This is a genomic window from Pseudoalteromonas aurantia 208, assembly GCF_014858725.1.
Classification (GTDB): Bacteria; Pseudomonadota; Gammaproteobacteria; order Enterobacterales; family Alteromonadaceae; genus Pseudoalteromonas; species Pseudoalteromonas aurantia.
In genome coordinates this window covers 1,300,067-1,322,187 of record NZ_AQGV01000012.1, presented here as the reverse complement: position 1 = coordinate 1,322,187, position 22,121 = coordinate 1,300,067, and the positions used below count along the sequence as shown (strand labels likewise).

Genomic DNA, 22,121 nt, shown 5'->3' with positions numbered 1-22,121 from the left:
CAAACTAAAGTCCTGCTTTAGTTAAAATACCGTCAAAGATAATGAGGTAATTATGGTTGAACGTGAAACCATGGAATTCGATGTAGTAGTTGTTGGCGCAGGTCCTGCGGGACTATCTTGTGCAATTAGGCTTGCACAACAAGCACAAGAAAAAGAACAAGAACTCATGATCTGTGTCGTTGAAAAAGGATCAGAGGTAGGCGCACATATTTTATCTGGTGCTGTATTTGAAACAAAAGCTCTTGATGAATTACTTCCCGACTGGAAAAAAATGGGTGCACCAATCACCACAAAAGTCACTCAAGATGACATTTATCTATTTAAAGATGAGCAAAAAGCCTTATCCATTCCACACATAGCAGTTCCTAAAACATTTAAAAACCATGGGAATTATATTGTTTCTATGGGCAATGTATGTCGATGGTTAGCTGAACAAGCTGAAAACTTAGGCGTAGAAGTATTTCCTGGGTTTAGCGCACATTCGATTATTTGCGAAGATAACCAAATAAAAGGTATTGTCACTGGTGATATGGGCGTTGACAACAACGGACAACCTAAAGACAGTTACATGCCTGGCATGGAATTACGAGCTAAATACACAGTGTTTGCTGAAGGATGTCGTGGTCATTTAGGTAAACAACTTATTAAACAGTTCAAGCTTGACGAAAATACAAGTCCACAACATTATGGACTTGGGTTTAAAGAAATTTGGCAGGTTCCACCTGAACAACATAAGGAAGGTACTGTTGTCCATGGCACTGGCTGGCCACTTACAAGTGATACCCATGGTGGATCATTTATGTACCATGCAGAAAACAATCAAGTTGTTGTTGGGCTCATTGTCGATTTAAACTACTCCAACCCTTACCTAAGTCCATTTGATGAATTTCAACGTATGAAGCACCACCCAGTATTTAAAAACACGCTGCAAGGCGCTGAGCGGGTTTCTTATGGCGCGAGAGCAATCGCCAAGGGTGGTTTTCATTCATTGCCCAAAATGCATTTCCCTGGGGGATTACTCGTTGGGTGTGATGCCGGTACCTTAAATTTCGCGAAAATAAAAGGCAATCACACCGCAATGAAATCAGGTATGATTGCAGCAGATTCAATCATTGAAGCCCTTGCTTCAGAGTCACCGGCTTCTGATCTCAGTACCTTCACTGAAAAATTCAAATCGAGTTGGCTATATGATGAGTTATATCAATCTCGGAATTTTGGCCCTGTGATGCACAAGTTCGGCAAAATTATTGGTGGTGCATATAACACGTTAGATCAAAACTTATTTTCTGGGGCATTGCCCTTTACGTTCAAAGATAATCTCGCTGATCACGATACTTTAGAGTCAGCACGAGATTCAATAAAAATTGACTATCCAAAACCCGACGGCACACTCAGTTTTGATAAGCTTTCCTCTGTGTTTCTATCCAATACGAACCATGAAGAGTCACAACCATGTCACTTACAATTACACGATCCAGTTATCCCGATTAAGGTCAACTTAGCGCAATTTGACGAGCCGGCACAGCGTTATTGTCCTGCTGGGGTATACGAGATAACCGAAAACGATAGCAATGAGCCTCAATTTGTTATTAATGCTCAAAACTGTGTACATTGCAAAACATGCGATATTAAAGACCCGAGTCAAAATATTACATGGGTGACGCCCGAAGGTGCGGGTGGCCCAAATTACCCAAATATGTAAACCCATCCTCAAAATTCCAAACTGCGGGGCCTAACGGCCCTTTTTTATGCTCGTATGAATTGACGCAAAAATTCAAATTTTGCATATACTTAAATAATAATTTAAGTCTCAGGGGCATAAAATGGACAGTAAATCAGAAGTGGTTTTTCGGTTTTTGGCAGAACCTACCGACGTTAATTTCGGCGGGAAAGTACATGGTGGCATTGTAATGAAATGGATCGATCAGGCAGGCTATGCGTGTGCGGCTGGTTGGAGCGGCAGTTATTCAGTGACTGTGTCGGTCGCGGGTGTACGCTTTAAGCGCCCTATTTTAGTAGGCCAAATTGTAGAAGTCTCAGCAAAAATTGCCCATACAGGCAAAACGAGTATGCAAATATTTGTACGAGTAAGGTGTGGTGACCCCCAGAAGCAAGTATTAACCGAAAGTAACCACTGTATTATTAGTTTCATTGCAATGGATCAAGCTGGCTACCCTATTCCCGTCCCTCTGTTTGAACCTTCCACAGAAGACGAAAAAAAGCTAGAGCTTTATGCGATAAAAATGAAAGAAATCGCGATCGAAACAGAGTCTTTGTTACATCGCACGATAGAAGACGAGTAACCTTCTTATCTATACCTTATAACCGTGCCAATCTTGTGCGGTTATTTAGTTGACCTCAGGTTTGGATAAGGGTTTTGGAATAGGAAATGTTTTGTAAACAAACTTACGTGCAACCCGATGATGATATTTTGTTCAATATCAAGGCGCTTTTATGCAGTAATAGCGGGCTATTACAAATGAAAGCAACGCCGAGAGTGAGAAAAATAAGCTTTATTGGGCAAATTCGCTTATCCAGAGCTGAGGTTAGTTACATAGCAACGCATATTGGGTTAACCATCGGTATACTTCTGTGCAATTTCGTAAAATTCGGTTTCTATTTCAAAAAAGGCGTCAATCATGTCAGGATCAAAATGAGACCCTCGACCCTCTGCAATTATCTTCATTGCTTGTTCATGGGTCATCGCATCTTTATACACCCGTTTACTAATCAGTGCGTCATAAACGTCAGCAATGGCCATTAATCTCGCACTCAAAGGGATTGCTTCCCCCTTTAATCCATCAGGGTAACCGCTTCCATCCCACTTTTCATGATGATAATGTGCAATCTCTTTCGCTACTTTCAAAAACGTATCGTCTGCCCCCATTTCCGACTCAGCATTTTCGATGGCCTTAAACCCAAAGTCGGTGTGTTGTTTCATCACCTCAAATTCATCAAAATCTAATTTTCCGGGTTTTAATAATATATTATCAGGGATCCCAACTTTACCAATGTCATGTAACGGCGCAGATTTATAGAAAATATTGATGAGCTTAACGGTTAACTGGTCTTTATATTTATCCTTTTTATGCAGTTTATCAGCAAGTAACTTTACGTATAATTGCGTACGACGAATATGATTACCAGTTTCTTGATCTCGGGTCTCTGCCAAACTCGCCATCGCAGTGATAGTCGCATCTTGAAGCTTTGACATTTCTTCTGTTCTTTTTATTATCTCTTTTTCTAAAAAGGTGTTTTGATCTTTCAAAAAATCTCGAGTCCGCTTATTTTGTAGATGCGTTCGAACCCGTGCTTTTACAATGGGTGGACTGATTGGCTTATTGATATAATCACACGCGCCTAATTCAAACCCTTTTTCCTCATCTTCAACACTGTCTTTGCCCGTTAAAAATATAACGGGCAAATCTTGTAAAGCATCTTGAGACTTTATATGTGTAATTACTTGATAGCCATCCATATTTGGCATAACAACATCTAATAAAACAATATCTATTTTTTGTGAAGTAAGTAGCTGTAACGCTTGTTCTCCACTTTTAGCAACTACAACCCGGTAGTCTTCTTTCAGAAGTTGCGACATTACTGCTAAATTTTCCTTCGCGTCATCCACAACCAGTACAGTGTACTTATCTGACATTACTGAGCCTGCTTTGTTTACATATTATTAGCCAATATCATCATATTAGGTCTATTCTTGTGATCGTGCCAAAAAGTTAGGTTATTTTCTATGATCAGTGTACGTACTTTATTTATATCTATATTTTCAGTGATGTTTAGTATCAGTGTCGCAATTCAATATATTTCATATTACATGCAGAAAAAGGAAACATTAGAGCAACATGATAGCAAACAACTGTTGGCGCTAAGTGAGCTCACACAAGAATTAAAACAAAGCTCTGATCAACTAACTAACTTCGCCCGAACTTACGCTTTAACAGGAAACACACGTTGGTACGAACTATTCCAATATGTCCTCAATGTTCGAGATGGTAAAGCGCCTCCACCAAATGAATTAAGCTTTAGTTATTGGGATGCTTTGGCATCCCCTTATGCCTCTCCTCCGGATATCTCAAGTGGCTTCAATGGCCCATCAATTATAGAACGTTTTGAGATAGTTGGCATTGATGATTATGAACTCAGCCAAATGAAATTAGCCCTAGCAACATCTGATGCACTGGTCAGTATGGAGCGTCACGCATTTTATTTAGTTGCAGGGATGCAACAAGATATATTCGGAAATTGGACCGTTCAAGGTGAGCCCGACTTGCCTGCGGCACAACGTCTACTTTTTAGTGATGAATATTTTATCGAAAAAGCAAAAATTATGACTGCCTTAGACGATGCTCATTGGCATATGGCAAGCAAATTAAAAACTAGAATTATCAATAACGCGAATGATTTAATATGGATGCATCAACTACAAAAGCTAATGAGTATAATTTTGATAGTCAGTATTGCATTATCATTCTACCTGCTTTGGAAAATGTATATCAACCCTGTTTCTAAGATGCAAAAGAAGGTCGTCTCCCATGTTGAAGAAGACGACTATGATTTTAGGCTTGATACTCAAACACAGGGGGAACTCGCAAACTTCTCACGCGCAATGAACACGTTACTTCACAACATTTCTAAACAACTGCAATTTAATACCATAATGAAAGACTTCGGACTTGCGCTAAGAGGAAAAAACTCCGCCAAAGAGTTAGGCGAAGAGCTCATGCAGTTTCTTGGCCGTAGGCTATCCGTTCCTCTGCTTGGACTCTATGTCTTCAATGACTCGAAATTATTTCGTGTTGCTGGGACGGGCTACTGTAAAAAATCCCCTACTTATTATGATAACTATGATTCAATTCATTTTCATGTACTCAGTAGCAAACAAACTTATTCTATGTCGTTGCAAGAGTCTCAATATGCTATCGAGCTCAATGGAGAGAGCTTATACCTGTCTGAACTCTATTACTTCCCTCTGATGGTCAGCAATGAGTGTGTGGGGTTACTTGAATTAGGTAGTCTAAAGCCAGTTTCAGAAAAAGATTTTGAATGGGTTGAATCCGTTATTCAAGATTTGGCCATTAGTTTGCAACTCACTCAGAATATTGAATTACAACGCAGTACAGAGAAAAAAGTGCTAGAGCAACTTGAACTTAATCGACAGATCATCGATGCAATTCCAAACCCCATGTATTATCGCAATCGTGATGGCGAGTATTTGGGTGTAAATTCAATTTTTCATGAATTCATAGGTACGTTTGACGCTGATGTAATTGGCGCGGTTCCCAGTGAGATTTTTAGCAAAAATATTGCGCAACAGTTTGTCGAATCTGAGCAAGCTCTTTTAAATGAACCAGGCAGCCATAACTATGAGTTAACTTTAATTAATATCGAAGGGCAACCTAGAGATGTGGTGATTTACGAGGCTACCTTTTGTAATGCTGATGGTGAAGTAGCGGGAATTGTCGGCTTAATCTTAGACGTTACCGAACGTAAAGAAATGGAACAACAGTTAATTGTTGCGAAAGAACAAGCTGACCAAATGAGTACAGCTAAAGGCGAGTTTCTTGCCAATATGAGCCACGAAATTAGAACTCCAATGAATGCAATTATTGGAATGAGTCATTTGGCACTTAAAACCAACCTTAACACGCAACAACTTGGATATGTCACCAAAATAGATCAAGCCGCGAAAAACCTGTTAGGGATCATTAACGATATTCTCGACTTTTCTAAAATAGAGTCGGGTAAAATGACCGTTGAGTCGGTTAGCTTTCTGCTTGATGAAGTAACAGACAACGTAGTGACAGTTAATGCAGTCAAAGCACAAGATAAAAACCTAGAGCTATTACTTGATGTCGCCCCTGATATACCAATAAGCTTAGTAGGAGACCCCTTGCGACTAGGTCAAGTCTTAATAAATTTATGTGGTAACGCGATTAAATTTACTGAAACAGGCGAAATTGTTATCGCAATTACAGTTGCGGAACAAAGCAACGATAATGTTGTACTGAGGTTTAGCGTTAAAGACAGCGGCATAGGTTTATCCCAAGCACAACAAGAAAAGTTATTTAATGCGTTCTCTCAAGCAGATGGTTCAATTACCCGTAAGTATGGCGGTACTGGTCTCGGTTTAAGTATTTCTAAAAATCTCGTTGAGCTTATGGGCGGGGAAATTGGGGTAATCAGTGAAGTCGACAAAGGCTCGGAGTTTTTCTTTACTGTGCAATGCGGCCTCCAAGAAGCGAAAGTCAGAAATTTTGTTTGTCCTGAAGCTAATCTCAAAGATAAAAAAGCTTTGGTAGTAGATGATAATGACAGCGCGCGGGCTATATTATACAACCTGTTAAAAGCTATGGGCTTGGCGGTCAATAGCGTAAGCAGTGGAAGAGAAGCGGTGAGTGAGTTAGAAGTCGCTAAGTATGACTTAGTCTTTATGGATTGGAATATGCCCGGCATGAACGGAATAGATACCATAAAACATATACGTAATATGCCGATTGCAGAGCAGCCAGTGATCATTCTAGTGACCGCCTATGGAAAAGAAGTTGGCATGAATAAAGAAGTATCCACCCTGCTGGATGGGTTGATTATTAAACCTGTTAACGCTTCCATACTACTAGACACAATAATGGAATGTTACGGCTTACAGCGACCATCAGAGCATCATGTTAGCCCAGTTTCTGAAATAGAAAATATGGGTTTTTCAGGTGAACGTATTTTATTAGTTGAAGATAACATCACAAATCAAGAAGTTGCATACGAAATGCTGCAATCTGTCAATTTACATATAACGATTGCCAATAATGGCCTCGAAGCCCTGAATATGGTGCAAGAGCAACCGTTCGATTTAGTGTTAATGGATATGCAAATGCCTGTTATGGATGGGATCACGGCAACGCAAGAAATTCGTAAAACCAAGCCACTTGATACACTGCCCATAATCGCAATGACAGCAAATGCAATGCAAGAAGACATACATAAATGTACCCAAGCAGGTATGAATGCTCATATTGCAAAGCCGATAAACTTTGATACGATGTTAGCTACTATCCACGCTTGTCTAGAACCCACACAAATACCACAAAATATAGCCCCAACTGGTACTATTGATAACGTTGAAATAGAGACACAAAAGATAGAAGTAGAATCGTTTACATTGGATGGAATTGCCTATGCGGAAGGTATTAAACGTATTGGTGGAAACGAAAAAGCCTATTGGTCAATTTTAACTAAATTTATTAAAAACCAAATAGAAGAAATGATTAATTTAGAGCAAGCACTCATAATTGGTGACACAGAGCACGCATCTCGGATTGCACATTCGTTAAAAGGATCTGCAGCCAATTTATGTGCGACTCGTCTCGCTGATATTGGTGGGCTATTTGAATCAACAATCGACAGTGGTGGTAGCGTAAATATGAATGATATTCACGACATTATTGCCTATTTAAAAGAAATATCTATACGCTTAACTAAACGCCCTAATTATGAGGCAAAAAAACAAGTGTCTGAACAAACTGATAAACTCAATAAACCCCTAATAATCCAACGTTTAAAGTTGCTTACTGACCTGATAGACTCTAACGATGTCGAAGCAATTGAGACCGTTAATGAACTAAACAGCCTTCAGTTTATGTCTAGCGACGACTCTTCTGAGCTAGAAGAGTTAATTAACGACTTTGAGTTCGTCCAAGCTAAAGAGTTAGTTATTAAGATAACAGATAGGTTCAACGCAAATTAATAGGTTTATTTCAAATTTTTACCGTCCGTGTTTATTAATTTAAGAATATGCATACTGTAACGCATTGCGTGCTAACCCGTAAACTGTATGATTAAGCATTGGCGCAATATCGCTAGGCGCTCTGTGCGCACCTTCCATATTACACTGCAGTTTGTTTTTGGTTAATTCGAGAATTTCTTCATAACTTTCAGCTGATGTATCTGTACTTACAAATACGGTATATAGCTCTAACAACTCATTCTTGTATTCTAATAAACTTAGGTAAAATTCATATCTAGCTTGCACAGAGTATTGCTGTAAGCTAGATTCACAACAACTAAATAGTAGCTTTTCGAAACAATCGACCTTATTTTGGCTCGTTCTTATCATTTTGACTTTTCAACGCTTCAGTTAAGCTCTTGCTTTGGGAAAGTAAATTACGTAGCTCATTTGCTCTTCCTCCTAACAACTCGATGTAACTATCTTGTTCAGTCTCGACATGGCTAGGAAACTTTAACGTCGGTTTTTTGTTCTCTGTCATAATCTAATTATCAGCTTTAAATCTACTTGTCTGCATTGGTTATAAGATTATCCGTATATAAAGAATAATGATATTACATGGCATTACGCCCTATTTCACATTGGTTAATTTTTTATTCCCAAGTACAATAGTGACAGAACTATGACTTAGATAAAAACGAACCGAGAACTTGTGGACAATTATCAAATCGTGCCTATTGGCAATATAGAATCACCTTACAAGCAAAAATTTGCCATTCCCCGTCAACCTAGGTTAGTGCCACAGGCAAAAGCAAGACTCATCTTCACCAAAGACTTTAACCGAGAAGAGTTTGTTAGGGGCATTGATGAGTTTAGCCATTTATGGCTGTTGTTTCGGTTTCACGAAACCGCCGACAAAGGTTACTCCGCATTAGTACGTCCTCCTCGCTTAGGCGGAAATGAAAAAAAAGGCGTTTTTGCTACCCGCGCAACATTTCGACCTAATGGTATAGGTATGAGCGCGGTAAAATTAGAAAGTATTGAATATAAAAATGGCCAACTTGCTTTGCAGCTCTCTGGTATAGATTTACTTGATGGCACCCCCATTATTGATATAAAACCCTATTTGCCGTATTCCGATGCAATGACTGACGCAAGTGCTGGTTTTGCTGATACTCGCCCTGAAACCCAAATGACAGTGGCATTCAGTGAACAAGCTGACTCGTACATTTCTCAGCAACAGCAATACCCTGAATTACGTGCTTTTATAACGAATGTGTTAAAGCAAGACCCACGCCCAGCTTACAAAAAACAAAAGCAACAGACCCAGTTTTATGGTATGACTCTATACGATTTTAACATCCGCTGGCAGGTTGATGAAAACCACAACCAGGTCATTGAGATTTCCAAACAATAGCGACATAGAATAATTACTTGTCTGCGCCGCCAGCGCTGTTAAACTACGCGGAATTAACACGAAAAATAAATACATTACGAACGGAACAACCATGCGTACTAGTCAATATATTTTAGCGACTCTAAAAGAGACGCCTTCGGATGCTGAAATTATCAGTCATCAGCTTATGCTTCGAGCGGGTATGATCCGCAAATTGGCTTCAGGCCTTTATACTTGGCTTCCTTCTGGCTTGAAAGTTTTACGCAACGTAGAAAAGATTGTGCGAGAAGAAATGGATAATGCTGGCGCGATTGAGATGCTGATGCCAGTGATCCAACCAGCCGATCTTTGGCAGGAATCTGGGCGTTGGGAGCAGTTTGGTCCAGAGCTTCTACGTATCACAGATAGAAATAATCGTCCTTTCGCACTAGGTCCAACACACGAAGAAGTTATTACAGACTTCGTTAGAAAAGAGATCAATAGTTACAAACAACTTCCGATCACGTTGTATCAAGTACAGACCAAGGTACGTGATGAAGTCCGTCCTCGCTTTGGCGTAATGCGCGCACGCGAATTCACTATGAAAGACGCTTACTCTTTCCATTTGAGCGAAGAGTGTTTAACACAAACCTATCAGCGAATGCATCAGGCCTATTGTAATATTTTTGAACGCTTGGGACTCGATTATCGTCCAGTACTTGCAGATACAGGTTCAATCGGTGGTAGCCTATCACATGAATTTCATGTTTTGGCTGAATCGGGTGAGGATGCTATCGCATTTAGTGATGCAAGTGATTACGCAGCTAACATTGAGAAGGCAGAAGCATTAGCACCAAAAACAGAAAGAGCGGCCCCCTCCAAAGAGCTCAACTCATTTGCTACTCCAGAAGCCAAAACGATCGCTGAATTAAAAGCCAACCACGGTGTAAAACCACACCGTGGCGTTAAAACGTTAATAGTTTATGGTGCAGCAGATGAAAACGAGCGACGTGGGTTGGTTGCATTAATTGTTCGCGGCGATCATGATTTGAATGAATTAAAGGCACAGTCTCACGACCTAGTCCATTCACCTCTTGAAATGGCAAAAGAGCAAGATATTATTTCCGCTATTGGTGCTCGCCCTGGTTCTTTGGGACCTGTCGGTTTAAATATGCCTGTGATCGTTGACCATAGTGCTGCTGTCATGGCTGATTTTGTAGCTGGCGCCAATAAAGATGGTGAACACTACAGTGGCATAAACTGGGGTCGTGATGTAACGGACTATGTAGTTGCTGATATTCGTAACGTTGTTGAAGGCGATCCAAGCCCTTGCGGTAATGGGTCATTACATATCAAACGCGGTGTTGAAGTCGGCCACATTTTTCAGCTCGGCACTAAATATTCAGAATCAATGAATGCTGGTGTGCTTGGTGAAAGTGGTAAAAACCAAATGATGAGCATGGGTTGCTACGGTATCGGTGTATCACGTATTGTCGCTGCAGCAATTGAACAAAATAACGATGACTATGGTATTAAATGGCCATTAGCATTGGCGCCATTTTCGCTTGCGATTGTGCCTATGAATATGCATAAATCTCATCGTATCCCTGAAATTGCTAACAATTTATATTCAGAATTTAAAAAAGCAGGGATCGACATACTCTTTGATGACCGAAAAGAACGACCTGGTGTTATGTTTAATGACATGGAGTTACTTGGCGTACCATATACACTCGTCATTGGTGAACGTAACCTTGATAATAATCAAGTTGAGCTTAAAAACCGACGTACCGGTGAAAAACGGATGTTTAGTATTGACGATGCTGTCACCGAAATTTGTGCGTTGATTAACTCACAGTAAGCTGCTTTAAATAATCGCAGTAAATTATTTGTCGCGAGTGGCTTATTAGTCACTCGCTTTTTTATAATAAGTATTCCAAAAAGTATATACCTGAATAACTGTCATATTCTCTTCTTTATCTCGTCGTCGAATTGTCACTTTCTAACACTATGCTTGATTTTATTACGCTAGAGATAAGAGCGAATGAAAGCAACGTACTATCCAAGTATTTGGATTTCAGATACCCACCTAGGCTACAAAGACTGTAAAGCTAGCTACCTACTTGATTTCTTAAACCGAACAGAATGCGATGTACTTTATCTCGTCGGTGATATCGTCGACCTATGGTCAATGAAACGGCAATTCTATTGGGATACAAGCCATTATAAGGTATTAGAGTGCATTCAAGAAAAAGCGGAGGCTGGCACAAAAGTAATTTATATTCCAGGGAATCATGATGAAACGTTCAGGCAGTATGCCGGTCACACCCTGTTTAATGTAGAAGTCCACAAATCATTTATCCATACCACCTCAGCAGGGAAAAAATTCTTACTGCTGCATGGTGATGACTTTGATTCTGCAACTCGATACAACAAATTAATCAGTATTGCCGGAGATGCTGCTTACGATTTTTTGCTCTTTCTGAACCGTTGGAGTAATCGTGTAAGGCGTTTATATGGAGGCCATTATTGGTCACTCGCCTCTTGGCTTAAAAATCGTGTTCATAAAGCGAGAGAAGCAATTGCGGCATTTGAAGCGGCAGCTATTCACGAAGCAAAAAGACAAGGAGTGGATGGTATTATATGCGGACATATTCACCAACCCGCCTTAAAAGTATGCGATGGAATCGTTTATTGTAATGACGGCGACTGGATAGAAAATTGCACCGCGTTAGTTGAAAATAAAGAGGGTAAAATTGAACTATTACATTGGTCAGATATTCAACATGTTCTTAATGTTGTTGCGTTAGATGAAGGTTTACAAGGTATGCCATCCCAAAATGCTTCTGATGAAGCGGCATAGCAAAATGAGCGCGCTCGTTAAATACGAATGAGCACGCTCATAAAATATTAATATAAGCCGCTATTACCTAAATAGAACGGATTCTTTTTTAAACCACCTTACACAGCTCAGTAAAAGTAAACTGGCCAATGCAGCTGATGCAATAAAGATAAGTGCAATAGCACCTTGATCAACAGTGCCTTTTACAACCTCCTTGATAGCCAATGCAACATTGGTTATTGGAATAAGCGCGGTAACGTTATCAAGTTCCATGTTTGGCAGTAATGAAACAGCAATAGGCACAAACACAGCCATACTCAATGGACCCATATAGTTTTGTGCCTCTTTAAATGTCCGTGCATATATTGATATCGCCAGAACCAATGAAGATAACATCGCAGCTACAGGCAACAACAACGAAAATATAAGTATAAAGTCCCACGCAGTCACGCTATTGAATGCGGTTTTGACCGCCTCTAAACTCACAAAACTTGATGCTACGCTCACCCAAATAGCCAAACTCGCAACTGTAATCAATGTACATGCGATTGAACTTGCCAATACAGTAAAAAACTTTCCTAGGACTAACTCTGAGCGCGTCACGGGAGTTAATAATAATGTTTCTAAAGTCCCTCGTTCTTTTTCTCCAGCCCCCAAATCGATTGCCGGATAACTGGCTCCCATTAATACCAAAGGTAACAACAAATAAGGGATCAATGCGCCCAACTTTTCACCGTAGTTTTCCCGCTTATCGGCCGTATCGACTTTGCTGATCGTAATGGGAGTAAGTAACGCGGGTTGATGCCTAATATCAACACCTAAATCCTTTAAAGCTCGGGTTCTTAACTCATTCGATAATTTACTAGCGACGGAACGCACACGATTAAAAATGAAGTTAATCGCTTTTGCATCGTTAAATACGATTTGCCACTGGCTCTGCTTTCCTGCTTGTATTGCAATTTTTGGGTCATTCGGGATAAATATACCAACATCAATGATTCCCTCTTTAACCGCCTCAGAAAGCTGTTCTACTGAGTCAAACTGCTTTTGTCCTGCATATTTTTTAAAGCTCTTGTGGTAGAATATTTCCTCTGAAAAAACCGTCGAAAATTGCGTGTTAACAATATAATATGTGTGAACCTGTTGTTCGGCTTTTAAACTTGCTTGAGACGTTAAAAATGCCACAAAACCTAAAATAATCGGGAAAATAAGCATTGGTAATGCAATGATAAAAAAAAGCGTTTTCCTATCCCTCAGTAATTCTATAATTTCCTTTTTAAAAACTTCAAACATGCTTATTCCCACTCAATAGATTTAGAAAGGCCTGATTCAACTCTGTACTGCCGCCCTGCTTCATAAAGTCGGTTACAGTACCATCAAAGCAACTTAGCCCTTGGTCAATCACCGCTATTTTGTCACACAACAAGGCAACTTCATCAAGGTGATGTGTTGAAAAAATCACCGGTATCCCTTGTGCTTTTAAAGAACGAATGAATGAAATAACCGTCTGAGTCGTCATAATATCAAGCCCTGTGGTTGGCTCATCTAGAATGACCACTTTGGGGTTATGTACGACAGCTCTGGCAATATTTGTTTTTTGTTTCATTCCTGTCGATAAATGCTCTGCCCGTTTGTCCAAGAATGTGGTCATGTCTAGCATGCTAAATAACTCATCACACTTTGCTTTCAGCGCATGTCCTTTAAGGCCATGTAGCTTGCCAAAATACTCAACATTTTCTTTTGCCGTCAAGCGACCATATAATCCAGTCGAGCCAGATAAAAAGCCAATTGCTTTGCGTCCAAGTAATGGCTGTTTAACAATATTATCGTCTTCAATTAGTATTGACCCGTGATCCGGTTTCAAAGCGGTAGATAACATACGTAATGTCGTTGTTTTTCCCGCTCCGTTTGGACCTAAAAGCCCCAATACTTCACCGTGATTACATGTAAAACTGACATTTTTTACCGAGTGAAAATAACCATCATATTCTCTACTGTCATGACGTTCCTTGTTTTTCTTATGCTCTTTGGTTAGCTTGAACCGCTTCGCTAACTTATCAACTGCAATCATGATTGATCCTTTTCTTAACGCCTTTTTGCTCTGAAATAATCCGTATTATCATAAAACTTTGCATCTTCATTTTCCTCACACCACCCGGGTATACCCAATAACGGTAATGGTGACATTTGGCTGTTGTCTTTTAAAATCCCTTCATATGCAATTCGCGTATAAAGTATGTCATCTAAATACGCGTACTTTTGTTGTAAGGTTAATGTACTAAAACTTGTTCCCACTACAATACACAGTACTTTTCCGGTAAGTCCGATAAAAGGTTGAGTGAGCATTTCATAATTTGCGTGCCCAAATATGAATGGCTGTATAGCTTTCCCCCACTGTGTGCGTTTTGATACAAATACGCTATGCCAGTTGTGGGCTCGTAAATCAGTTTTTATCTGTTCGTCGGTGATGGCCATCACAACACCACACTCATCAAACAAGGTTAAGGCATTACGATGTTTGCTACGTTGTTTTAAACCATACTGCTCAATATCATCGATATGACTTTTATTTAACAATGATTTAGTCTTTGGGAATAAACACCAAATTAATGCACCAAACAAGTCGTGCCAATTCTGCTCTCGAGTTGGAATATGACCCGTTTCGTAAATGATCTGCTCGTAGTACCGCGTTTCTTCTTGAAACTGTGAATCAGGTACAAAACTAACTTTTTGCCCATTGCTATTTTTAAGATGGGCGAGTCCATTTAGCCATAGAAAATCAGGCCAGCCAGACTGGTTGCCTAGACCAAATAATGTATTAAGGTGGGTAAATGCACCGCCTCTCAATAACTGTGGCTCATAATGCTCAGAGGGAGTAAATTTCTTCATAAATAGAACAAGTTCAATATATTTTCATTAGTTTACCTTAAGTCCTGTTGGCGTCCAATCAAACCAGCCCCAACTATCGCAGTTACTCGAAAAAAAACCAAAATTGTGTTTATACTTACGTGTCTTTAATACATAACAAAAGAAGCATTATGAAACTTAAAATGACTCTAAGCGCGCTTACAATAGCCGTGCTCAGCGGTTGTGTTAGTACCTCAAACACCCCTGAAAATGTAAAAACTGCCTATGATAGTATCAACACACAACAACTTGCTGAGCATATTAAAACTCTCGCATCTGATGAATTTGGTGGCCGAGCACCTTCTTCAAAAGGAGAAGAGCTGACTCTTGCATATTTAACCAAGCATTTTAAATCTTTGGGATATGAGCCTGGTAATGGTGATAGCTTCTTGCAAGAAGTAGACTTGGTTTCTATCGAAGCTGATGCCAATATGGCGCTTAAAATCGGTGGTAAAGACTACCTATATAAGAAAGAAATGGTGATGGGCACCAGTCGGATCAGCCCACTAGAGTCGATCAAAGACTCAGAGCTTGTGTTCGTAGGCTATGGGGTTAACGCTCCTGAATACAATTGGAATGATTATGATGGCTTAGATGTGAAAGGCAAAACGGTTGTTATGCTTGTTAATGATCCAGGTTTTGCAACGAAAGATCCGAGTATGTTTACAGGTGAAGCCATGACCTATTACGGTCGTTGGACATACAAGTACGAAGAAGCAAGCCGCCAAGGAGCCGCAGGCGCTATCATTGTCCATGAAACAGCCCCTGCATCATACCCTTGGAGCGTAGTCGAAAACTCATGGAGTGGCGAACAATTTGGTTTCCAAAAAGCCAATAAAAATATGGATCGAGTCGCTGTCGAAGGTTGGGTCACTGTCGATGTTGCAAAAGAGCTATTTGAAAAAGCGGGTTTAAACTTTACTGATGCAAAAGCGAAAGCTGCCAAAGGTGCTTACCACGTCGATATGGGTGACTTAACAGCATCTATTACCGTAAAAAGTAAAATTAAAACGTCTACTTCTTACAACTTTATTGCCACCTTGCCCGGTAGTAAGAAACCAGATGAACACATTATCTACTCTGCTCATTGGGATCATTTAGGCACAGATAAAAATAGAAAAGGTGATCAAATATACAACGGTGCTCATGACAATGCCACTGGTACCGGTGGTATGATAGAAGTTGCTGAGGCATTCGCAAAACTCCCGACAAGGCCTGATCGTTCAATGACATTTTTGGCTGTTACAGCAGAAGAACAAGGTTTATTAGGCTCAAAATTCTACGCCGCAAATCCAGTTATACCTGCAAAGCAAACTGTTGCAAACATTAACATGGATAGCTTAAATTTATTAGGTAAAGTAAAGGATATTAGTGTTGTTGGTATAGGTAAGTCTGACCTTGACGACATGCTAGCCAATGCAGCTAAAGCTCAGGGACGTGTGGTATCTGGTGACCCAAGACCAGCATCAGGCGGCTATTATCGCTCTGACCACTTCGCATTTGCGAATATGGGAGTGCCGGCCATGTATGCAGGCGGTGGTACTGAAGCCATTGATGATGCCACCACTAATTACCGTAAACGTATGAGTCTTGTGCTAAGAGGCTGCTACCACCAACCCTGTGATCGCTACAGAGATGAATGGGACTTGAACGGTGCAGTGCAAGACCTACAACTATTTTATCAAGTCGGTTATGACATATCACAACAAGCTGAATGGCCGCAATGGAAAGCAACATCAGAGTTTAAGAGAAATTAAATGCAAATGATATTGCTTTTCATTTAGAAAAAAACTAAAGTGCAACTGAGTTTATCAACCGGTTGCACTTTATGCTCTCACAGTCTGTAAATTTTCCTTCCCGCTTAGTGCACTTACTAAGTACCCAACTAACTAACAAACGTTTGTTATTGCCATTGCTTCTCGGTTTAGCGTTAGCGTACGAGCCTATTAGAGCAATAACACTTCCAACGCTAGCGGATGCGTTTTTTCAAGTAACCGCATTCGTTGCTGGTACGCTTTTCATATACTATTACCTTGTAGATAAGTTGCCCCAACTAGAATTGAGTTACTTAAAAGCAAAGTCTCCAACTCTTGAGATAGTATTCGCAGCAATTCTTGGCGCATTGCCTGGGTGTGGTGGTGCTATTATTGTTGTCACTCAGTTTACAAAACGTCAAGCGAGTTTCGCATCGGTAGTCGCTGTACTTACCGCAACAATGGGCGACGCTGCGTTTTTATTATTAGCAAAAAAGCCGCTCGAAGGATTATTGATAATTGGGATAGGTGTAGGTGTAGGAATTATCAGTGGCTTAATTGTCAGTGCAATACATAAACAAGAGTTTTGCCAACCCGATGTACAAGAAGCCAATAATCCACATTGTGCTAAGCCAAGTAACGTAGTCATAGCCAGCACAAAAGTCTGGAAGATTGCCCTGTTGCCAAGCCTTGTAATTGCTTTTTTAATTGCCTTTAACGTTGATCTAGGAGCATTTGAAGCATCAATTACACTGGTTGGCGCGGTTATGGCGATTTTTGCTGTGCTTGTGTGGGCGCTATCATCAGAGGGGAAAACTTATAAACAAATTACCGCAGAAGATGAAGAATTTGAGCCTCCTTCCAAGTTTGCCAGAGTACTACAAGATACACACTTTGTAACTGCATGGGTGGTTGCCAGCTTTATGCTTTATGAACTCGCAGTGACACTGTTTGGCCTGGATTTAAAACAATGGTTCAGTGAGTTTGCCGTATTCGCCCCGCTTATTGCCGTTCTCATTGGATTACTACCTGGATGTGGTCCACAAATCGTGGTCACTACGCTCTATATTCAAGGTATCATTCCATTTAGTGCCTTAGCTGGAAATGCAATCTCAAACGATGGTGACGCGCTATTTCCTGCGATTGCAATGGCGCCAAAAGCCGCGATTCTGGCAACCTGCTATTCCGCTATCCCTGCGCTTCTAGTGGGCTATGGCTTATATTGGTTAATGTAAATTCGGTCAGGTCAGTTCAACTTAATAAAGTTAGTAGCGTAACGTACTACTGGCTTTATTCTTCAGGGTATTCACTGTGTACTGATTGCCCTGGTGTGTGATAAATGAACTTACAGCCTTTATTTGCAGAGGGTTTGTGCCATACCCCCTTAGGGACAACAAACGCATCTCCGCTGTGGGCAACATACGTTGATGACACACCCTCCCTTAATACGGTCATTTCAAATTCTCCATCAATGATATAAAAAAACTCATCCGTATCTGGATGCATTTCCCAAACCGGTGACTCGCCAGTAATATCACACGTACTAAACGAAGAAGCGTTAAAAGGCAGCATTGGAATAAATACGCCTTCATTCTTTGACGATAAAACCTCTAACACATTGACAATTTTCATCATAAACGCCCTTAGTTACCGAATTAATAAGTATATAAATACGCTTTGACACGTTGAAAGTCACGTCGTTTTGATTGCTATACTATTCAGGATAGAAGCTTACTCGCCACAGAAATCAAATTAGCCCATTATAATTAGGGTATAAAGATAAAAGGGTTATCCATTGAATAATGTGCTCATTTCTATAATTACACAGAAAGACAGCTAGCGAAGAAACACGCTATAATTATAGGGCATTAAATCGTAGGCAATAGGAAAGTATCAATGAGCCAAATTAAATCTAACTCGATAGCGGGTGCCTGATTTAATTTAAGCAGGCACCCGCAAAATTTATGCAATAATTAGAGTGACAAATTGCTTAAAATATCGTCATCCACTAAATTTGCTAGCGTCACCTTTAACTTAGGTGTACGAGCCATTTCACGCTTAATCGCAAAATTAGCCTCTTCATTACGTGCCCAACTGCGACGCGCTATGCCATTGTTTACGTCAAATAACAGCATAGATTTTAGGCGGCGTTCAGCACTATCAGTGCCATCTAACAACATACCAAAGCCGCCGTTAGTTACTTCTCCCCAGCCAACGCCACCCCCGTTATGAATCGACACCCAAGTTGCACCACGGAAACTATCACCAATCACATTGTGAATGGCCATATCAGCGGTAAATCGGCTACCATCATAAATATTAGATGTTTCACGAAATGGTGAATCTGTGCCACTAACATCATGATGATCACGTCCTAATACAACGGGGCCAATATCACCTCGGCTTATTGCGTCATTAAACGCTTTAGCGATTTCCATTCGCCCTTGTGCATCCGCATAAAGAATACGTGCTTGAGAGCCGACCACGAGCTTATTTTGCTTCGCATCGTTGATCCACGTAATATTATCCTGCATTTGCTGCTGAATTTCTTCAGGAGACTCTGCCATGATTTTATTCAAAACCTGCGCGGCAATTGCATCAGTTTTATCTAAATCTTCAGGCTTCCCTGATGCACATACCCAGCGAAATGGTCCAAATCCATAGTCAAAACACATTGGCCCCAGGATATCCTGTACGTATGATGGATATTTAAAATCAATACCATTGTCAGCCATGACATCGCCACCCGCTCGTGATGACTCAAGTAAAAATGCATTCCCATAGTCAAAAAAGTAGGTGCCTTTTGCAGTATGTTTATTGACTGCATCTGCGTGACGTTTGAGGGTCTGTTGCACTTTAACTTTAAACAGCTCAGGTTCTTCTCTGATTAACCTATTTGACTCTTCATAACTAATATCTACAGGGTAATAACCACCTGACCATGGGTTATGCAATGACGTCTGGTCAGATCCTAAATGAACGAAGATGTTATGTTCATCAAATGCTTCCCATACATCAACCACATTCCCTATATAAGCAATGGAGACGACTTCGTCATTTGCTTGAGCCACTTTTAAACGTGAGATCAGATCATCCATATTATCAATTAGCTCATCAACCCAGCCTTGTTGATGACGCTTGATTGCTGCTTTAGGGTTAACTTCTGCACAAACGGTGATACATTTGGCGATATTACCGGCTTTAGGTTGTGCACCACTCATGCCACCTAATCCTGCGGTAAGAAATATTTTCCCTTGAGAGCTTTCACCTTTGTTGAGTACTTTACGGAACGCATTCATAACCGTAATTGTTGTACCATGTACAATACCCTGAGGCCCAATATACATGAATGAGCCAGCTGTCATTTGACCATATTGTGTTACGCCTAAAGCGTTGAACTTCTCCCAATCATCAGGCTTAGAATAGTTCGGGATCATCATGCCATTTGTAACAACTACGCGTGGCGCATCTTCTGATGATGGAAACAACCCCATTGGGTGACCTGAGTAAATATGCAACGTTTGATCCGAGTGCATTTCACTTAAGTATTTCATCGCTAATAAATATTGAGCCCAGTTTTGAAAAACTGCGCCATTTCCACCATAAGTTATTAATTCTTCTGGGTGCTGCGCAACAGCAGGGTCTAGGTTATTTTCAACCATAAGCATTATCGCTGCTGCTTGTTCACATTGTGCTGGATACTCAGACACAGAACGGGCTCTCAGATCATAATTTGGTTTAAAGCGATACATATAGATACGACCGAAGTCATTTAATTCTTGTGCAAATTCTACCGCCAACTCTTGATGCCATGCTTTGGGGAAGTAACGTAACGCATTTCTTATTGCTAACTGTTTCTCATCCACGCTCAAAATATCTTTGCGTTTTGGTGCGCGATTCGCATCAGCTGGATAAGGTTTAGCAGCCGGTAATTCAGATGGAATACCTTGTTTTATCTGTTCTTGAAAATTCATCACAACTCCCTCTTAATTTACTGTAAACGCTTGTGACTTAACCAATGTTATCATCGCATCAATATCGGGCTTTAATAGCCTATCTTCTTCAAGTTTTGCAACTTTAGCTCTAATCACTTTTAAATTTTGCTCAATTAATTCTGAGCACTTATTTGGTCGTCTGAATTCAATAGCTTGGGCAGCATACATCAACTCAATGGCGAAGATTTTTTCAATGTTACCTAAAATTTGGTTAAGCTTTCTACCGGAAATACTCCCCATAGACACATGGTCTTCTTGACCCATAGAGGTAGGCACACTGTCCGCCGACGGTGGGAAACATAGAGACTTGTTTTCCGTTACAAGTGCTGCAGTTGCATATTGAGGGATCATCATGCCTGAATTCAATCCGCCAGAACTTGTGAGTAACCGAGGTAAGCCGTGCAGCCCTTCTAAAAGCAAATAACAACGTCTATCAGAAATATTGCCTAACTCAGCTGCTGCTATTGATGCATAGTCTAATACCATAGCTAACGGCTGGCCGTGGAACCCTCCCCCAGAGATCGCTTCTTCTGCACTGACAACGATAGGGTTATCTGTCACTGAGTTCATTTCAATTTCAGCCAACTCTTTCAAATGGTAGTACGCATTACGAGATGCACCATGCACCTGAGGGATACAACGCAGCGAATAAGGGTCTTGAACACGCTCACAGCCTTGGTGAGCAGCCATATTTTCCGAATTTTTGAAAAAGCGTCTCATACGAGCAGCAACTTCAACATTACCTACAAATGCACGAATTTCATGTAGCTCAGCTCTAAATGGCGATTCACTGCCTTGCATACCTTCAATACTCATAGCACCCGTGACATCAGCAAGATCGAGCAAATACCCCATTTTTGTTAATGCTGTAATCGCATGCGACAAAATGAATTGAGTACCATTAATGAGCGCTAATCCTTCTTTTGCATGCAGCTCAAGCGGCGCTAAACCGTGCTCACGCAACAGAGGTGCCGCTGGGACAACTTCCCCATTTTGCCAAAACTCTCCTTCACCAATAAGCGGTAAAAACAAGTGCGATAGAGGTGCTAAATCACCAGATGCACCAACTGAACCCTGCTCTGGTACCACAGGAATGAGATCAAGATCGATAAATGCCAGCATTCTTTGTATTACTTCAAGGCGGATCCCAGAAAACCCCTGACTTAAAGCATGAACTTTGGTAATCAACATTAATTTAGATATTGGTTTAGCTATTGGTTCACCAACCCCAACAGCATGGGTGATCAGTAAGTTTTTCTGCAATAAGTGTGTTTCTTCTGGGGAGATCTGTGTATCACATAAAGGACCGAACCCGGTGTTGATACCATAAATTGCTTTATCAGAGTTCGCCATTTTGTCGACGTTTTGTCTGCTTTTATTAACTTTATCTAATGCTTCTTGACATAAGTGTGCTTTAACACTGCCATCTGCGATTGCATTTACAATATCTACATTAAGGCGATCTACACCATACTTAAACGTCATTTCACTCTCCAAAATCAACTTCTTATGTACT

17 protein-coding genes are annotated in these 22,121 nt (G+C 40.5%); 8 read left to right on the top strand and 9 right to left on the bottom strand.

What is annotated here, in order from left to right; translation table 11 throughout:
• The first annotated feature begins 52 nt into the window (after positions 1-52).
• Positions 53-1,702 (top strand): electron transfer flavoprotein-ubiquinone oxidoreductase, encoded by a 1,650-nt coding sequence (locus PAUR_RS09495; RefSeq protein ID WP_192507523.1) that lies wholly within the window; start codon positions 53-55, stop codon positions 1,700-1,702.
• A 121-nt stretch (positions 1,703-1,823) separates the two neighbouring features.
• Positions 1,824-2,303, top strand: a complete 480-nt coding sequence (locus tag PAUR_RS09490) for an acyl-CoA thioesterase (RefSeq protein WP_192507522.1) — start codon at positions 1,824-1,826, stop codon at positions 2,301-2,303.
• Positions 2,304-2,572: 269 nt separating this feature from the next.
• Here PAUR_RS09490 and PAUR_RS09485 read toward each other — a convergent pair whose 3' ends face one another.
• Positions 2,573-3,655, bottom strand: coding sequence for a response regulator (locus PAUR_RS09485; protein WP_192507521.1), 1,083 nt, complete (start codon positions 3,653-3,655; stop codon positions 2,573-2,575).
• Positions 3,656-3,745: 90 nt separating this feature from the next.
• Here PAUR_RS09485 and PAUR_RS09480 point away from each other — a divergent pair, with 90 nt between their 5' ends.
• Entirely contained in the window at positions 3,746-7,753 is a 4,008-nt protein-coding gene (locus PAUR_RS09480) for a hybrid sensor histidine kinase/response regulator (RefSeq protein ID WP_192507520.1), read from the top strand.
• 39 nt (positions 7,754-7,792) lie between these two features.
• On the opposite strand, the gene PAUR_RS09475 is transcribed toward PAUR_RS09480, so the two are convergent.
• Complete coding sequence (locus tag PAUR_RS09475) at positions 7,793-8,122, bottom strand: hypothetical protein (RefSeq protein WP_192507519.1); 330 nt, start codon at positions 8,120-8,122, stop codon at positions 7,793-7,795.
• The gene (locus PAUR_RS09470; protein WP_192507518.1) at positions 8,100-8,273 is read right to left on the bottom strand and encodes a hypothetical protein; all 174 of its coding nucleotides are present in this window, start codon (positions 8,271-8,273) and stop codon (positions 8,100-8,102) included. Before PAUR_RS09470 ends, PAUR_RS09475 begins: the two co-directional genes overlap by 23 nt.
• A gap of 171 nt (positions 8,274-8,444) precedes the next feature.
• Here PAUR_RS09470 and tsaA point away from each other — a divergent pair, with 171 nt between their 5' ends.
• The 3 genes from tsaA to PAUR_RS09455 all read left to right on the top strand — a co-directional run bounded on the left by tsaA (position 8,445) and on the right by PAUR_RS09455 (position 11,970).
• Positions 8,445-9,149 carry a tRNA (N6-threonylcarbamoyladenosine(37)-N6)-methyltransferase TrmO gene (gene tsaA, locus PAUR_RS09465; RefSeq protein WP_192507517.1) on the top strand — a complete coding sequence of 235 codons (705 nt, stop codon included), beginning with the start codon at positions 8,445-8,447 and terminating at the stop codon, positions 9,147-9,149.
• A 91-nt stretch (positions 9,150-9,240) separates the two neighbouring features.
• On the top strand, positions 9,241-10,968 hold the full coding sequence (locus PAUR_RS09460) for a proline--tRNA ligase (protein WP_192507516.1): 1,728 nt from the start codon (positions 9,241-9,243) through the stop codon (positions 10,966-10,968).
• A gap of 183 nt (positions 10,969-11,151) precedes the next feature.
• Entirely contained in the window at positions 11,152-11,970 is an 819-nt protein-coding gene (locus PAUR_RS09455; protein ID WP_192507515.1) for a UDP-2,3-diacylglucosamine diphosphatase, read from the top strand.
• 63 nt (positions 11,971-12,033) lie between these two features.
• Here the strand turns inward: PAUR_RS09455 and PAUR_RS09450 are convergent, their stop codons facing one another.
• Genes PAUR_RS09450 through PAUR_RS09440 form a run of 3 tightly spaced genes read right to left on the bottom strand, consistent with a single transcriptional unit; the run spans position 12,034 to position 14,838 of the window.
• Positions 12,034-13,242: an ABC transporter permease gene (locus PAUR_RS09450; protein WP_192507514.1), complete on the bottom strand. Its 1,209-nt coding sequence runs from the start codon at positions 13,240-13,242 to the stop codon at positions 12,034-12,036.
• Entirely contained in the window at positions 13,235-14,020 is a 786-nt protein-coding gene (locus tag PAUR_RS09445; protein ID WP_192507513.1) for an ABC transporter ATP-binding protein, read from the bottom strand. Before PAUR_RS09445 ends, PAUR_RS09450 begins: the two co-directional genes overlap by 8 nt.
• 14 nt (positions 14,021-14,034) lie before the next feature.
• Complete coding sequence (locus tag PAUR_RS09440) at positions 14,035-14,838, bottom strand: DUF3025 domain-containing protein (protein ID WP_192507512.1); 804 nt, start codon at positions 14,836-14,838, stop codon at positions 14,035-14,037.
• 149 nt (positions 14,839-14,987) lie between these two features.
• Here PAUR_RS09440 and PAUR_RS09435 point away from each other — a divergent pair, with 149 nt between their 5' ends.
• Together PAUR_RS09435 and PAUR_RS09430 are read left to right on the top strand one after the other, a co-directional pair.
• Positions 14,988-16,613: a M28 family metallopeptidase gene (locus PAUR_RS09435; protein ID WP_192507511.1), complete on the top strand. Its 1,626-nt coding sequence runs from the start codon at positions 14,988-14,990 to the stop codon at positions 16,611-16,613.
• 71 nt (positions 16,614-16,684) lie between these two features.
• The gene (locus PAUR_RS09430) at positions 16,685-17,845 is read left to right on the top strand and encodes a putative manganese transporter (RefSeq protein ID WP_192507510.1); all 1,161 of its coding nucleotides are present in this window, start codon (positions 16,685-16,687) and stop codon (positions 17,843-17,845) included.
• Positions 17,846-17,900: 55 nt separating this feature from the next.
• Here the strand turns inward: PAUR_RS09430 and PAUR_RS09425 are convergent, their stop codons facing one another.
• The 3 genes from PAUR_RS09425 to hutH all read right to left on the bottom strand — a co-directional run bounded on the left by PAUR_RS09425 (position 17,901) and on the right by hutH (position 22,090).
• The gene (locus PAUR_RS09425; RefSeq protein WP_192507509.1) at positions 17,901-18,245 is read right to left on the bottom strand and encodes a cupin domain-containing protein; all 345 of its coding nucleotides are present in this window, start codon (positions 18,243-18,245) and stop codon (positions 17,901-17,903) included.
• A gap of 338 nt (positions 18,246-18,583) precedes the next feature.
• Positions 18,584-20,584, bottom strand: a complete 2,001-nt coding sequence (locus tag PAUR_RS09420) for a urocanate hydratase (RefSeq protein ID WP_192507508.1) — start codon at positions 20,582-20,584, stop codon at positions 18,584-18,586.
• Positions 20,585-20,596: 12 nt separating this feature from the next.
• Positions 20,597-22,090 (bottom strand): histidine ammonia-lyase, encoded by a 1,494-nt coding sequence (gene hutH / locus PAUR_RS09415; RefSeq protein WP_192507507.1) that lies wholly within the window; start codon positions 22,088-22,090, stop codon positions 20,597-20,599.
• Positions 22,091-22,121 lie beyond the last annotated feature (31 nt).

What these genes read in the sequence shown, in the direction of transcription:
- PAUR_RS09480 (WP_192507520.1), top strand. Translation starts at nt 3,746, where the DNA reads ATGATCAGTGTACGTACTTTATTTATATCTATATTTTCAGTGATGTTT.
- PAUR_RS09420 (WP_192507508.1), bottom strand. Translation starts at nt 20,584, where the DNA reads ATGAATTTTCAAGAACAGATAAAACAAGGTATTCCATCTGAATTACCG.
- hutH (WP_192507507.1), bottom strand. Translation starts at nt 22,090, where the DNA reads ATGACGTTTAAGTATGGTGTAGATCGCCTTAATGTAGATATTGTAAAT.
- PAUR_RS09490 (WP_192507522.1), top strand. Translation starts at nt 1,824, where the DNA reads ATGGACAGTAAATCAGAAGTGGTTTTTCGGTTTTTGGCAGAACCTACC.
- PAUR_RS09475 (WP_192507519.1), bottom strand. Translation starts at nt 8,122, where the DNA reads ATGATAAGAACGAGCCAAAATAAGGTCGATTGTTTCGAAAAGCTACTA.
- PAUR_RS09445 (WP_192507513.1), bottom strand. Translation starts at nt 14,020, where the DNA reads ATGATTGCAGTTGATAAGTTAGCGAAGCGGTTCAAGCTAACCAAAGAG.
- PAUR_RS09430 (WP_192507510.1), top strand. Translation starts at nt 16,685, where the DNA reads ATGCTCTCACAGTCTGTAAATTTTCCTTCCCGCTTAGTGCACTTACTA.
- PAUR_RS09435 (WP_192507511.1), top strand. Translation starts at nt 14,988, where the DNA reads ATGAAACTTAAAATGACTCTAAGCGCGCTTACAATAGCCGTGCTCAGC.
- PAUR_RS09450 (WP_192507514.1), bottom strand. Translation starts at nt 13,242, where the DNA reads ATGTTTGAAGTTTTTAAAAAGGAAATTATAGAATTACTGAGGGATAGG.
- PAUR_RS09440 (WP_192507512.1), bottom strand. Translation starts at nt 14,838, where the DNA reads ATGAAGAAATTTACTCCCTCTGAGCATTATGAGCCACAGTTATTGAGA.
- PAUR_RS09460 (WP_192507516.1), top strand. Translation starts at nt 9,241, where the DNA reads ATGCGTACTAGTCAATATATTTTAGCGACTCTAAAAGAGACGCCTTCG.
- PAUR_RS09495 (WP_192507523.1), top strand. Translation starts at nt 53, where the DNA reads ATGGTTGAACGTGAAACCATGGAATTCGATGTAGTAGTTGTTGGCGCA.
- PAUR_RS09470 (WP_192507518.1), bottom strand. Translation starts at nt 8,273, where the DNA reads ATGACAGAGAACAAAAAACCGACGTTAAAGTTTCCTAGCCATGTCGAG.
- PAUR_RS09485 (WP_192507521.1), bottom strand. Translation starts at nt 3,655, where the DNA reads ATGTCAGATAAGTACACTGTACTGGTTGTGGATGACGCGAAGGAAAAT.
- PAUR_RS09425 (WP_192507509.1), bottom strand. Translation starts at nt 18,245, where the DNA reads ATGATGAAAATTGTCAATGTGTTAGAGGTTTTATCGTCAAAGAATGAA.
- PAUR_RS09455 (WP_192507515.1), top strand. Translation starts at nt 11,152, where the DNA reads ATGAAAGCAACGTACTATCCAAGTATTTGGATTTCAGATACCCACCTA.